Source organism: Acidovorax sp. WCS2018Noco2-16, from assembly GCF_031843945.1.
GTDB lineage: Bacteria > Pseudomonadota > Gammaproteobacteria > Burkholderiales > Burkholderiaceae_C > Paracidovorax.
The window spans coordinates 312,285-325,965 of sequence record NZ_JAVTJJ010000003.1 but is presented as its reverse complement, the minus strand read 5'-3'; the positions used below and the strand labels follow the sequence as shown (position 1 = coordinate 325,965).

Here is a 13,681-nt window from a genome sequence, read left to right as displayed (position 1 = left end):
TCAGCCCTGCACTTTTTCGGCCAGCCAGCCCGCCAGTTGACCCGGTGTCATCGCGCCCACCTGCGCACCCTCGCGCACCAGCCGCGCTGCCATCTCGCGGTCGAAAGCCGGCTCGGCCTTGGAATCGAGCGCGGCCAGGCCCAGCACCTTGGCGCCCGATTCGACCAGCGCCTTCACGCGCCGCACCAGTTCGCTCTCATTGCCGCCTTCATAGAAGTCGCTGACCAGCACCACGATGCTCTTGCCCGGGTTGGCGATCAACGACTGCGCATAGGCCACGGCCTGGGCAATGTCGGTGCCGCCGCCCAACTGCACCTTCATCAGCAGCTCCACCGGGTCGGACACGTCAGCCGTCAGATCGACCACCGCCGTGTCGAAGGCCACCAGCCGCGTGCGCATGCCCGGCAGCTGCCACAGGCACGCGGCCATCACGGCGCTGTGGATCACCGAATCGACCATCGAGCCGCTCTGGTCGATCAGCAGGATGACGTCCCACGGCTCCACGTGGCGGCGCGTGCGGCTGTTGAAGAGGGGCGTTTCCAGGTACAGCCGCTTTCGCGCCGGATCGTATCGGTGCAGGTTGCTGGCGATGGTGCGCTTGAAGTCGAAGTTGCGTGCGATCTTCATGCGCGAGCGGCGGCGCCGGTCGCGCGTGCCGCTGAAGGCCTGGCGTACCTCGGTGGCCATCTTCTCCATGATGCGGCGCACCACCTCGGCCACCAGCTTGCGCGCCGCAGCCAGCACCTCGGGGTTCATCAGGTGCTTGGTGTGCAGCACCGCGCGCAGCAGCGATTCGGACGGCTCGATGCGCTCGAGCACGTCGAGGTTGGTCACCACCTCGTCGATGCCGAAGCGTTCCACCGCGTCCCGCTCCAGGCGTTCGATCACCTCCTTGGGAAAGAGCGCGTGGATGGTGTTGATCCAGTCCGGCACGCTGAGCGCCGACGGACCCAGGCCCGCACTGCGCTCGCCGCGCGAGGCACGCTCGCCATCGCGGCCGTACAGCCACTCCAGGGCCGCGTCGGCAGCTTGGCAGTCGGCACTCAGCGAACCGCAGGCCGACTCGGCTGGATCGCCGAGCAGCAGGCGCCAGCGTTGGAGGGCGGAAGGAATTTCCAGGGCCATGAGTTCTTCAGTTTGCGTTCTTCGGGCGCGTGCCGCTGGGCTCATCGCCCGGTGCCATCGCCAGGACTTCGGCGGATGCGATACCCCACGCCTGCAAGGCCGCGAGGGCAGATGCCTCGGCCGCGTGCGCTGCCGCCCAAGCTTGCGACGAGTTTCCGGCCGCGAAAGGCTGCGTCAAGGCCCGCCGCGACACGCCCTGGGCGCCGTGCAGCCCCAGCACCTGATCGGCGAGGGCACCGCGCTCCTGCGGCGGCAGCCAGGCGAAGGCGGCGCGCAGGCTGGGCAGGGCCTGCACGAAGTCGGCGTTGTCCAGCGCCTGCACCCGACGGTCCATGCCGGCGGCGAAGGCGGGCTCGGACGACAGGGTTTCTCGGGCGAGGGCGAGCAGGCCCGTGAGTGCGTCGCCGAGCACCGGTGCGGGCATGGCGCCCAGCAGGGCCATCGCATCCGCCACGTTGGCGCCGCTGTCCACGCCACGCGCGGCCAGACTCAAGGACGCGCCCAGCGCCGCGCCGCGGCTGACGGGCGCGGCCGCCGCGTCGGCGGCCTTGCGCTGCCACACCGCGACGGCACGGGCGGGTTCGATGCCGAGCGCGGCGTGGTCCGGCCGGCCCGACCCGACGGCGGCTTCGGCGTCAGCCACTTCGTCCGCCACGATGCGGCGCAGCGCGATATGGCCCTGCAGGTGGTCGTCCAGGTCGGCCGGCGCAATGGCGGCCGGGGGCTCCAGCAGCCACAGCGCGCGGTCGAAGCCGGCGGTGATGACCACGCGCAGCACTGGCGCGTCGGCCATGCCCAGCATCTGGCCATGGCGCAGCAGCGTCTGCAGCAGCCCCAGCGCAGGTGCCAGGGCCTCGAAGCGGGGCTCGCTTGCAATGGATGCCTGCAGCTCGCGCAGCAGCCGGTCGCTGAGCGCGGCCAGGCCGGCCCAGGCGGCTTGGTTCAAACCTTCGGCCAGCGGCACGATGCGGCCTTGCGCACGGCGCAGCTCGTCTTCGAGCCTGGCGCGCGCCGCGTCGACCAGCGTGGCGCCCCAGGCGCCGGCCTCGATCAGCGCGGCCTGCTGCTCGAAGGGCTCGGTCAATTGCCAGACCTCGGTGCGCTCACCCGACAGCGCCTGCTGGGGTCCGCGGCTGCGCACGACGCCAGGCAGGCCCAGGATGCGCAGGCGGTGCAGCGTGCGGCTCTTCGCGCGCTCGGTGTTGCTGAGCAGATCGAGCTGCAGCGTGCCGCGCAGCGCAATGCCCAGCGCGGCGAGTTCGGTGCGCACGGCGTCCACCAGCGGCGGCTGCGGTGTGCCGGGCGCCAGCTGCCCCACGCCGTCGCCGGCCAGCACATCCATCGCCTCGACCAGCGCAGGGTCGGTGCCGGTGCGCATCGGCCCGCGGTAGGTCCAGGGCAGTGGTGCGTCGAGCGCGGTCTTGACCAGCGCGCCGGCCAGCGCATCAAGCCAGTCGCTGCGCAGCGGCTGCGCATGGCCGCGCAGCCTTGCCAGGCCCAGCGCGCGCAGGTGCACGGCCATGAGGTCGGCGGTGGACGCGGGCAGCTTCTTCTCGCGCAGGCGGCGCACCACGCGCTCCAGCGCGCGGGCCGCGGCGCCTTCGATGCCGTGCTCCCACACCCACTGGTAGTAGGCCGGAGAGGGCATGCCCGAGGCATAGCCGGCAAAGGCATCGAGGCGCTTGAAGGTGTAGGGCACGAGGTAGGAGCCGAAGCGCGGCGCGGTGGCAGGCGCCGCCGCGATGCCCTCGTGCGCCAGACCGGACGGCGCGGGCGTCTCGGGCATCTCGCCCGAACAGCCCGTCCACAGCCGCGCCAGCGCCGGTGCGTGGTAGCCGCCGCACACCACCAGCACCAGCCCGTCGCGCTGCGCCATGGCCCAGGCGATCCAGCGCGCCATCATCTGCTCGCGTGCCTGGTTGCCCAGCGAGCCCGGGTCGCCGTCGGGCCGCAGATGGTCGAAATAGGTGGCCAGACGCTGCGCGAGTTCATCGCCGTCACTCCCGTCCTCGAACAGGTGGTCCCACAGCGCGTCGCGGCCCTGCACCGACAGCGCGTCGGTCAGCGCATCTTCGTAGGCCTCGGCGCGCGCTTCATGCTCGGCGTCGGCCACATCGGCATAGCGGTTCTCCATACGCGAAAAGGCGTCGTGCCAGGCCGGCAGGTCGATGAAGCGCACTTGCGCGCCCACGCGCCGCCCCTCCTGCAGCGCCTGCCATTCGGGCGAATGCTCGGCCAGCGGCGACCACGACCCGCGGTGCGCCTCGTCATGCGAGAAGTAGCTGTAGATGGCGATGGGCAGCCGATGCGGCAGTGCGAGCTCGTCCAGCCGGGCGTTGAAATCCGCCGGGCCTTCGATGAGCACATGGGCCGGCTTCAGCGCGCGGATGCGCTGCGCCACCAGCCGCGCGCAGGCGGGGCTGTGGTGGCGAACGCCGAGGATCAGGGGCGGCACGCGGTCCAAGGCTCAGTCGCAGTCCTGGTAGCCGCCCCACTGTCCGCAATGCCGGCAGCGAAACAGGTAGGCCGTGGGCGATCCGTCCTTGTCCAGCGCGCGGAAGAAGCGCTCCCAGGGCTCGCCCTGCAGCCCGGTGTTCGCCTGGATCGCGTCCATCGCCTGCGCGCCGGCCTGCAGCAGTTCGGCCTGGCCCGCGCGGCCCATGAACTGCGCGGCGTCGCCGCAGTGCGTCCACCACTGTTCCTGCTGCCAGCCGTAGAAGCCGGGCGTGCGGCAGCTCACCTCGTCGATCACCGCGGCTACGACGGCGTCCCAGCCGCCGTAGCCACCGATGCCCTCGCTGTCGGTGAAGCTCACGTCCAGCCGCGCGTGGGCCGAGCCGTCGGCGATGCACCAGGGACAGATGCAGTCCTGGTACTCGTCTTCCGAGTACGCGGGGCCGGTATAGATGAAGCCGCGCGCCTGCCCGCAGCATTCGCACACTGTGTCGGCTGCTCTCACGCAGCCGGTGGCAAGCGGGTCGGGGTGGTAGCGGAAGCGGGGCAGGGGCGTCATGCAATCTCGTCGGGATGGAGAGCGAATCCGGCGCTGGGCGCCGCGTCAGGGCAGGCGATGCCGTGCCTCGTAGTAAGCCCGCCAATGTGCGCCCTCGCGCTTGGCCGCCTTCTGCTCGAAGTAGCGGCGCAGCTTGGCGCGGTCGTCGGCGTTGTCCTTGACCACCGTGCCGGCGATGCAGTCGACCAGGTCCTGCGGCGAGCCTTCGCGCTGCTCGAGGAACCAGGCGCGCACGCCCACGGCATGGGCCACGTTGACAGCCTCGGCCGTGGACATCACGGCGGTCAGTCGGTCCATGGCGCCATCGCCGCCCGTTGCTGCGCCCTTGCCGTCGACCGCGCCGCGCAGGTCGCGGAAGGTGCTGACCAGCAATTCCAGCACGGGCTGTGGCACCGTCTTCGGAATGCCGCTTTGCGCCAGCAGGCGCGCGGACGATTCCTGCACCAGCGTCAGCTCGCGATCAAAGTCGAGGATGGGGAAGACAGTCTCGAAGTCGAAGCGGCGCTTGAGCGCGGCGCTCATCTCGTTCACGCCGCGGTCGCGCGTGTTGGCCGTGGCGATGATGTTGAAGCCCTCGCGCGCGTAGAGCATGCCGTGCTCGCCCGCGAGTTCCGGCACGGCCATCACGCGGTCCGACAGCATGCCCAGCAGGCAGTCCTGCACCTCCAGCGGGGCGCGCGTGATTTCCTCGAAGCGCACCACCTGCCCGGCCTGCATGCCCTGGTACAGCGGCGCCGGCACCAGCGCGCGCGGGCTCGGGCCTTCGTTGATCAGCAGCGCGTAGTTCCAGCCGTATTTGATCTGGTCTTCGGTGATCGACGCACCACCCTGGATGGTGAGCGTGGACGTGCCGCTGATGGCCGCCGCCAGCAATTCCGACAGCATCGACTTGGCCGTGCCGGGCTCGCCCACCAGCATCAGGCCACGGCCGGTGGCCAGCGTGACCAGCATGCGCTCGATGCTGGCGACGGGCGCGACGATCTTGGGCTCGATGCCCAGCGCCGCATCGCCCAGGATGAAGCTGCGCGCGGCCTTCAGGCTCAGCTGCCAGCCGGGCGGGCGCGGGTTCGCGCCGTCCTGCGCCAGCAGTCGGGCCAGCTGTGCGGCGTGCTGGATCTCGGCCGGCGGGCGCTGCAGCGACGATGGCTCGGCGTGGGCGGCGGAAGACTTGCGGGAGGTGGCCATGGCGGGTTGCAGGTGAAGGTCTTGAAAAGAAAGGGGGTCAGCGCGCGATGGATTCCAGGTCCCGCACCGCTTCGCTGAAGGCCAGGGGCGACAGGCCCGACAGCGGTCCGCCATGGTGCAGCTCGCCCAAGGTCTGCGCCTGGTCGCGGTCGCTGCGCTGTTGGCGGTCCAGGCCCGGCCCGAAGTGCAGCGTGAGCGCGCCGCCGCCCGGCAGCCGGCGAACGGCATGCGTGTAGATGCCGCCATCACCATGGCCGCGCAGCCAGCCGCGCGCCTCCAGGCCCCACAGCGGGCCGGGCCAGGCCTGCTTGCCGGCCCACCGCGTGAGCGCCCGCTGGTTCTGTTCGGCCTCGGTGGGGCGATGCACGGCGCGCTGTAGTTGCTCGAAGGGCTGGATCAGCTCGTAGTCGCTCAGCTGCTGCGTGAAGCCCGCGATCTGCGGCGCATCGAGCTGCAACGGATGGGCCAGCACCACAAACCAGGGACGTCGGTCGGCATTGCTGGCGCCCGGGCCTTCGGCGGGCGGCACGAAAGCGTCGTCCTTCGCATCCACCCACCCGCCTTCGGCGTTCACGCGAAAGGCGCCCTGCAGCACGGGCAGCTGGCCGGGCGGCAGCTTTTCGTCAAACACCACGCCCCACACCAGCCGCTCGACGAGGTGCCGCATCAGCGGATGGCCGGCCAGGAACGGGCGAAAGGCCTCGGGCGACCAGCGCCGGCCTTCGCACATCGCACGCTCCAGTCGCGCGGGCTGCTGGCTCGCCACCGTCTCGGCATCCTGCTTCAGGGCCTTGAAGCGGGCCACGGCGTCGGCCGCCAGCGCCGGGTCGTCGCTCGCACGCGGTCGTGGCGCGCTGGCCAGGCGAGGGCCGGCGCGGCCATCCACCCAATCATGCACATGGGGTACCAGGGCTTCGTCGAAGCCAACCACGAACTGGCGCGGGCCGAAGTCCAGCCGCAGGCTGCCCCGCGCGTCCAGGCCCAGGTCGGGCACCACACGGTCCTGCAGGTGCTCGGGGCTCAGGCCGCGCGCTTCGGCGGCTTCGGCCAGGCGCAGCGCGGCCTGCTCGCGCACGGCCACGATGCGGTTGCGGCGGGCCTGCGCGTCCAGCTGCAGCAGCGCCGCGTCGCTGCCCAGGCGGGCCAGCGCCTCCAGCACCCAGCCGATGCGCGTGGCCGTGCCGCCCGCGCCCGGGGCGCTCCAGCGACGCGCCAGCGCGCCCAGTTGGCGTGCCGTGTCCTCGGTGCCCACCACACCCAGTGCGCGCACGGCCCAGCTGCCCGGCGCGGGCATGCCGGCTGCTTCCCAGGCCGCGCAGGCGTCCCAGGCGAAATCGGCCACGCTCTGCGGCTCGCAGGCGGCCAACACCTGTTCCAGGCCCGCGTAGCGCTGCGGCAGGTCGGCCGCGAAACTCAGCATCAGGCCCAGGGGATGCAGGACCTCTTCGGGCAACGCGGCTCCCCCTTCGCGCAGGCGCGGACGGCGCCAACCGGCCGGCTGCCAGAACGCGGGTAGCTTGCTGCGCGCGTGGATGCGCGCAGGAAAGTCCTGCAGCGGGTCTTGCGACAGCAGGGCTTCGGCTGCGGTCAGTACGTCGGCCCGGTCGTAGCGCCGTGCAGCGTTGCGCACCGCATCGGCCTGCCCCATGGCAGCCAGTGTGCGCAGCGCTGCACGGGCCTGCTCGCGCGGCTCGCCGGCCTCGCCCAAAGCGGCCGGCAGCAGCCCGGCGGCGGCATGGGCAGGAAAACGCCGCAGCCAGTCGCGCACCATGGCACGTCGGGCCGGCCGGCGGGCCAGGGCCTGCGCCATCAGCGGCGCCAGTTCCACCGCGCCAAGGTACTGGGCGGCACAGTGTTCGTCTTCGCCGTTGCGCATGGCGTTCAGCAGGCCCGGCAATGCGGCCACGCCATGCCGCGCGACGATGCCACCGGCGCGCGGCTGGCTCAGCTCGCTGACCACGCCATTCCAAAAAGCCACCGCCAGGCGGGGCGGCAAGCTAGGGGCCGCGTGGACGGCCACGAACTGGCCATGCGAGCGGCGCGCAGGGTCTGCGTCTTCCGATTGGCGCCGCCACTCATCGATCAGGCGCTGTGCCAGCGCGGGCTCGCTGTCGGCCTGGGCCACGGCCTGCGGCGTCCAGCCCGCGAGCCATTCGGCCAGCGCCTTTTCCGCCTCACCGGGCTGGGTGTAGACGTACGGCCGGTCGCGTTCGATCCAGGCCTCGCGCGACTCGCGGCCCCAGTCCTGCACGGGAGGCAGTTCGGGCACAGGCAGCCCGGGCAGCGGCGCTGGCACGGGCGCGGCGGGGCGCGTCCAGGGTGGATCGGCCAGCACGGCCGGCCACTGCTCGCGGGGCGCAGCTTCTCCCATCGAACCTGCGGCATCGACCATGGGCGCGAGCAGGCGCCGCGCGGGCGCTGCCAGCGCCTGCATCAGCGCGGGCAGGCGCTCCCCCAGCAGGCCGGCCAGGGTGCGCAGCAAGGGCGTGAGGCGCGCCGCGCCGCCCTTTGGCAACGTGCCGTCGTCCAGCACCTGCAGCAGCGCATGCAAGGCCGTTTCCGGCCATTGCTCGCAGGCCCAGCGCAGGGCCTTGGCGCTGCGCGCGTCGCGGGCCGCCAGACGTGCCAGCGCGGCGCAGGCCGGCACGTCGTCGTACGCGGCCAGCGCCCAGCCCAGGGCCTCGTCGCGCTGCGCTGCGCTCACGGCGATCAGCGTCGGCAGCAGGGCCGGGCCGTGCTCGCGCACCAGCAGCGCCAGCAGGCTCGACTGGCCCAGCAATGGCACGCCATTGCCGGCGATCTCGGTCAGCGCATGGCCGGCGGCCCAGTGCAACCAAGCGCCGGTGCGTTCGCGCTGCTCGGCCGAGGCGTCGTCGATGAGGCCCTGGGCCATCGGCTGCAGGCCCGGCAGCGCCATGGCGAAATGGGCTCGCGCATGCAGCGGCAACTGCAGCCAGCCGGCCTTCAACTGCGCAAGGCAGTCGGCGCGCACGGACGACTCGGCCTGCAGCCAATGGCCCCGCATCTGCCACAGCGAGCCCGGAGGGCCGCCGCTCAAGGCATGGCGCCACTGCGGCAAAGGCCCGTGTTGCCGCAACAGCAACTGGCCGGGTTCGCAGCGCCAGAGCGCGGCCTGCAGCAGGGTCTGGAAGGCCAGCGCCAAGCCGTGCTGCAGCACCAGCCAATGGACGAGGCTCTCTGCGGGATCGTCGCTGCCACTGCCGGCCTGCTGGCGAAAGCACTGCACCGCCAGACCCATCAGGCGCGCATCGGCCGCCTCCAGCTGTTGTTCCAGCCAGGCGCGCATATCTGCAGGCTGCACCCTCAGCGGCGCGGGCAGCTCGGCGTGCAGGAAGAAGGCCGCGCCCTTGTCGAGCACGCGCTTGCGCAGGGCTGTGATCTGGCTGGCCTTGGGCAGCGCCCTGGCTTCGGGGTCGCCGGGCGGCAACGCGGCGCGCAACTCTGGCGGCAGCGCGAATGCGCCCGACACGGAGGGAGGCGGCCCCGCGCTCATGCCCGCAGGGCCTCCAGGTCGCGGATCAACTCGCTGGCCGAAATCGGATCGAGCGCGCTGAAGGCTTCGGGCTTCTGGATCTCGCCCCAGCTGCCGGACGGCCCGACCTTGATCTCGCCCAGTTCCTGCTCGGGGTACTCGTCGACCATGCCGACGATGATGCCGGGGTCCAGGTACAGCTCGATCACCTTGCTCGCGCCCACCGGCTTGAGGAAGTACCAGATGCCGCCGCCGTCCTGTGCGGTGCCGCGGCGCCAGCCCTTGTTGACCAGACCCAGCACGCGGCCCGTGGGCACCTTGGCGCCCTTCCAGCGTTCGAGCTTGTCGGCCTCGCGCTCGGCGTCACTCAGCGTGTAGGTGTCGCGGCCGATCTGCGCGAAGGGCTGCAGCAGTTCGTAGTCGGCAAAGACCTGGCCGAAGGCCGCGGCGTCGGCAGCGGGCAGTTCCAGCGCATGCGGCACGCCGATGCGGATGTTGTCGCCTTCGGGCAGGTCGAAGGCGTCGTCGTCAGCCGTGGTGAAACTGCCGTCTTCGGCCACGCGAAAACAGGCCTTCAGCCCGCCGCCGTAGCTGCCACCGTCCTGCACGTCGTACACGCCCCAGATCAGGCGCTGCACCAGATGGCGCACCAGCGGATGCTCGACCAGGAACGCACGGAAAACCTGCGGCGTCCAGCGCCGGCGCGTGCACATGGCCACTTCCAGGCGCAGCAGCTGCTGGCTGGCGATGGTGCGCGCGTCCTTCTTGAGCAGCTTGAAGCGCTCGGTCGCCTCTTTCGCCATGGCCGCGTCGTCGGTCTTCTTGGGCTTGGGCAAGTCGGGCAGGCGGGCACCGGGCGTACCGTGCGCGTCCAGCTCTCGAACATAGGGCTTGAGCGTTTCGTCGAAGCCGACCTTGAAGGCGCGCGCACCGAAATCCAGCCGCAGCGTGCCCTGCTCGTCCAGATCCAGGTCCGGCGCCAGGCGGTCTTCGAGCTCTTCGGTGCTCAGGCCGCGCGCCTCGGCGATGGCATGGATCTTCTCGCGCGCCTTGTCCTGCAGGCCCTTGAACTTGACCTTCTGCGCGATGCCGTTGAGCAGCATCAGCGCGACGTCGGTGCCGATGGCGGCCAGCACGTCCAGTCCCGTGACGGCGCGCGCGTGCGCGGCCTCGCCGGGCCAGGTGCGGATGAAGGGCGTGAGCTTGCGCGCCACGTCGTCGTTGCCGAAGAGGCCCAGAGCGGTGAGCGCCCAGTTCTCCTTGCCGGGCGCGCTGGCTTCGAGCCAGGCGCTGAAGACGTCCCAGCCGAAGTCGGCCAGCGAATCGCTCTGGCATGCCTCCTTCACCACGGCGATGCCGCCATAGACCTCTTCGTTGGTGGGAAACGTGAGCATCTGGCCCAGGTGCGCCACAGCCTCGTCGGGCAGGGCCTTGCCGTTGGCGAGCACAGGCCGGCGCCAGCCGCTGGGCTGCCACCACGGAGGCAGCTTGACCCGCTTGGTCGGGAAGCGGTCCAGCGGGCTTTCAGCCAGCACGGCGCGCAGCGCATCCACCACTGCAGCATCTCCGTAGCGTGCCGCCACGTCCAGCAGCAAGTCGGCATGGCCCTGGGCCTGCAGCAGGCGCAGGGCCGAGCCCGCGCAGTCGCGCGCCTCGCCGACCTTGCCCAGCGCCGGCGCGATCAGGCCGCAGGCCGCGTGTTCGGGGTATTTGAGCAGCCAGGCGCGGCCGGCCTCCCGGGTGGACTTGAGCTTGGCGAAGGCGCGCGCCGCTGGCGCGGCCAACGGTACGGCACCGTAGTTCAGCGCCACGGCCAGGTTCTCGCCCGGCTTGGTGCGCACCACTGCCTGCAGGCCCGCCAGCGCCGGCAGGCCGAAATGGGCCATGACGAATTCAACGCCCTGCGTCTCGGCCTCGCCGGCCACCGCGTTCCAGAAGGGCACGCCCAAGGGCTCCGGCAGCTGCGTGACGAAGTCGCCCGCGAACCAGAAGAAGTAATAGCGCTGCTGTTTGCGCCCCGCCAGCATGGCGCGCCAGGCAGCGATGAGCTGGGCGGCGTTGCCGCTGCGGATGCCTTCACGCGCCGCGTCGAGGATCGGGTCCTGGGTGGTGGCGAGCAGTTCCTTCTCGCGGCTCTCGCTGCGCTGCACGATGCCCTGGATCAGCGCGTCATCGACATCGTCCTGTGTTTCGTAGGCCGCCTGCAGCAGCTTGAGCTGCTCTTCCTCCGCCATCTTCTTGGCCTTGGCCTCGAAGCCCAGTTCCTTGAGCAGCACCTGCACGTCGGCGCGCGCGGTGGCGTAGCGCTGGGCCTGCCACGAGGTGACAGATTGCCGCACGGCGTCGCGCGCACCGGGCGCCCATTGTTCGACCGGCTCCAGCGCCAGCGGCTCCAGCGTGAAGACACCCGCGGCCTTCTTCTGCACCTTGGCCAGCCAGGGCGGTGCCGCCAGCACGCCGGGCAGCTCTGCGGCATCCGCCACGTCCGCCGGGCCTTCCAGCAGCGCCAGCTGCCGCTCGATGGCGGCCCGCGCGCCCGCGTCCAGCCAAGGCCGCAGGCCGTCCACCAGGCCGGCGTGCGCGCGCAGCAGGCGAGTGAGACTGGGCGTGAGCAGCCCGGCGTCCTTGCCGCCGGCGGCGACCAGACGCGACAGCGCGACCAAAGCCGCCTGGGGCCAGCGGTCCACCGCCAGCGACAGGCGCGCGAGCGCGCTCTTGGAACTGCTGGCCACCTTGGCCAGCGCCGTGACCGCCTCGGGCATGCCGATGGCGGCGAGCGCGTCCCCGGCTTCGTCGGTGGCGGCGCCCTTTTCCAGCACGGCGATGGCCTCCACGCCACGCTCCAGCACGGCGGTGGCCACCATCTGCGTGTGGCCCCAGAAGCTGGTGGAATAGCTGGTGCGCACCTTCGCCGCCTGCGCTATGGCCGCCGGGTCGGTGGCGGTCAGCAGCAGCCAGTGCAGCGTCTCCGGCGTGTCCTTCTCGGCACCCAGGCGAAGCGCCAGGGCGTTCGACAGCTCGGGCCGGTCCGGCAGCAGCAGCGCCAGCACGGGCTGGCGAGCGGGCAGCAGTTGCGGCAAGGCGGCTTCGATGCGGTCGGCGCAGGTGGTCCAGTCGGCCTCGCCGGCCGCGGCCAGGTGACTGCGCAGGGCCGATTCGGCCTGGCCCAGCGGGCCGCGCCAGCCATTGCTCACCGCATGGGTCACGGTAGACGCGAGGCTGCTGCTGCGCGTCTTGGTCTTGTGGTCGTAATCGGTCTTGACCTGCACGCGCTGCGCGGCAAGCCAGATGTCCACCGCCCGCGGCAGGCCGTAGCGCGCGACCAGATAGTCGACCACCGCCTCACCGGGCTCGCTGTCGCCGTAGTAACCGGTGGTGTGCAGCGCCAAGCTCAGCAGCAGCGCGTCGGCCTCGGCATCTTCGGGCGGCTCGATGAGTTGCAGACGGTCCAGCACGCGCTGCGCGGCAGCACGCAAGGCGGCGTCGCTGGCGCTGATGTCCAGGGTGGCCTGCGTCTTCTGCTTGACCAGCAGCCAGGCCGCCGCCGGGCTGGTGGACCTCACGGCCTTGGGGAAACGGCGCGAGGCAAAGGCCGCGACCTGCATCTCAGGCGTGATCCGCAGCGGCTCGCCCTGCGCCAGCCAGGGCGGCATGCCTTCGGGCACCGGATCGTCGCAGGCCGGCCCCGAGGCGCCGGAGCCCGCCGCGGCCGCATGGGCCGCCATCGCCGCGGCCCAGTCACCCATCTTGCGGGCGTACTCGGCCGAGTCCTCACGCACCTCGGCCGTGGCGCCCCAGCCATAGATCACGCCGCTGGACTTGAGCCGGTCGAAGGCCATGGCCGCGCCCTGCTCGCTCACTCCGTACTGCCGCTTGAGCCCGGCAGCCGAGAGCTTCTCGCCCACCTTGAGCGTGCCGTCGGCGATCTGCAGGCGCGCGGCTTCGTAGGCACGCTCGCACTGCGCATCGAGGCTTTCGGCGGGCGGGACCGGCTCCGCCGCCGCAGGGGTAGAAGCCGCGCGGCTCGCCGTTGGCACACTGGTCTGGGCCCGCTTGTCGGCCTGCGCCGCAGGCGCGGGTGACTTCACCTGGGGCGGGGCCTCGGTCTTGCCGATGCTGGCCTCGGCCGCCACGCCAGCCTCCTTGTAGCCCTTGCTGGTCTTCTCGCTCACCAGCTTGTTCAGCGCGGTGGCGGCCTTGGGGCCATCGTCGAAGGATTTGGTCTGACTCTGGCCCGCGGTGCCGATACGGCCCCATCGGATGTTCAGTTCACTGCCTGCCTGCTCAATTTCCCAGAACTTGCTGGAATTGCCCTCGATCAGCTCGAAACGACGCATGCCTTTGCTCTTCCTTTGTCAGAAATGCCAGGGACCCCGGGGACAGCCTGCCCCGCAGAAGCAGGCAAGCATAGTGGGCAAGCGTGACGCCATAGCAAGCGGAAGCGTCAGAAAATGTAGCAACAGAAACGGTCCAATGGCCGTCACGGCATGCAAGACCTTGATGGAAAAGCAGCCCGGCCGGTGACTCCGTTGGCAATCTTGTCGAGCGTGGCGTCGGTATGCGCGATTCCCGCCAGCAAAAGAAGGAAGGCCGCCGCGGTGGGCAGCGCAAGAGCGACGGGAAGCAAAAGAGGTGCGCATGGCAAGGAGTCCGGATCAGCCCGGTTTCCCACGCCAGGTAGCGGCGCGCGGCGTCCAGGTACCGACTCGGCGCCGGGCAGGGCCATCTTGCGATGCTTCGCGGCCTTGCTGCCGTCCAGCGGCACCAGGGGCTCGCCCGCCTGCTGGCGGTGGTGCAGTTCCTGCGCGCTGATAAGTTTTTCAACGATTCTTAGCCGGCTATGCAGAAGGCAGTGCGCGGGCCGG

At 71.2% G+C, this 13,681-nt stretch carries 6 protein-coding genes; all 6 read right to left on the bottom strand.

Annotation, left to right across the window (positions count from 1 at the left end):
• The 6 genes from RQI28_RS10940 to RQI28_RS10915 are packed head-to-tail and all read right to left on the bottom strand — an operon-like array spanning position 1 to position 13,153.
• Positions 1-1,125, bottom strand: coding sequence for a VWA domain-containing protein (locus tag RQI28_RS10940; protein ID WP_311222165.1), 1,125 nt, complete (start codon positions 1,123-1,125; stop codon positions 1-3).
• Between the two features lie 7 nt (positions 1,126-1,132).
• Positions 1,133-3,580, bottom strand: coding sequence for a DUF5682 family protein (locus tag RQI28_RS10935; RefSeq protein WP_311222164.1), 2,448 nt, complete (start codon positions 3,578-3,580; stop codon positions 1,133-1,135).
• Between the two features lie 12 nt (positions 3,581-3,592).
• Complete coding sequence (locus RQI28_RS10930; protein WP_311222163.1) at positions 3,593-4,138, bottom strand: CbrC family protein; 546 nt, start codon at positions 4,136-4,138, stop codon at positions 3,593-3,595.
• Between the two features lie 45 nt (positions 4,139-4,183).
• Entirely contained in the window at positions 4,184-5,323 is a 1,140-nt protein-coding gene (locus RQI28_RS10925; protein ID WP_311222162.1) for an AAA family ATPase, read from the bottom strand.
• A gap of 37 nt (positions 5,324-5,360) precedes the next feature.
• Positions 5,361-8,837, bottom strand: coding sequence for a DUF4132 domain-containing protein (locus RQI28_RS10920; protein ID WP_311222161.1), 3,477 nt, complete (start codon positions 8,835-8,837; stop codon positions 5,361-5,363).
• Positions 8,834-13,153, bottom strand: a complete 4,320-nt coding sequence (locus RQI28_RS10915; protein WP_311222160.1) for a WGR and DUF4132 domain-containing protein — start codon at positions 13,151-13,153, stop codon at positions 8,834-8,836. Before RQI28_RS10915 ends, RQI28_RS10920 begins: the two co-directional genes overlap by 4 nt.
• Between the last annotated feature and the right edge of the window lie 528 nt (positions 13,154-13,681).

Excerpts from the sequence above, each read along its gene's own strand:
- RQI28_RS10925 (WP_311222162.1), bottom strand. The coding sequence starts at position 5,323 with ATGGCCACCTCCCGCAAGTCTTCCGCCGCCCACGCCGAGCCATCGTCG.
- RQI28_RS10940 (WP_311222165.1), bottom strand. The coding sequence starts at position 1,125 with ATGGCCCTGGAAATTCCTTCCGCCCTCCAACGCTGGCGCCTGCTGCTC.
- RQI28_RS10920 (WP_311222161.1), bottom strand. The coding sequence starts at position 8,837 with ATGAGCGCGGGGCCGCCTCCCTCCGTGTCGGGCGCATTCGCGCTGCCG.
- RQI28_RS10915 (WP_311222160.1), bottom strand. The coding sequence starts at position 13,153 with ATGCGTCGTTTCGAGCTGATCGAGGGCAATTCCAGCAAGTTCTGGGAA.
- RQI28_RS10930 (WP_311222163.1), bottom strand. The coding sequence starts at position 4,138 with ATGACGCCCCTGCCCCGCTTCCGCTACCACCCCGACCCGCTTGCCACC.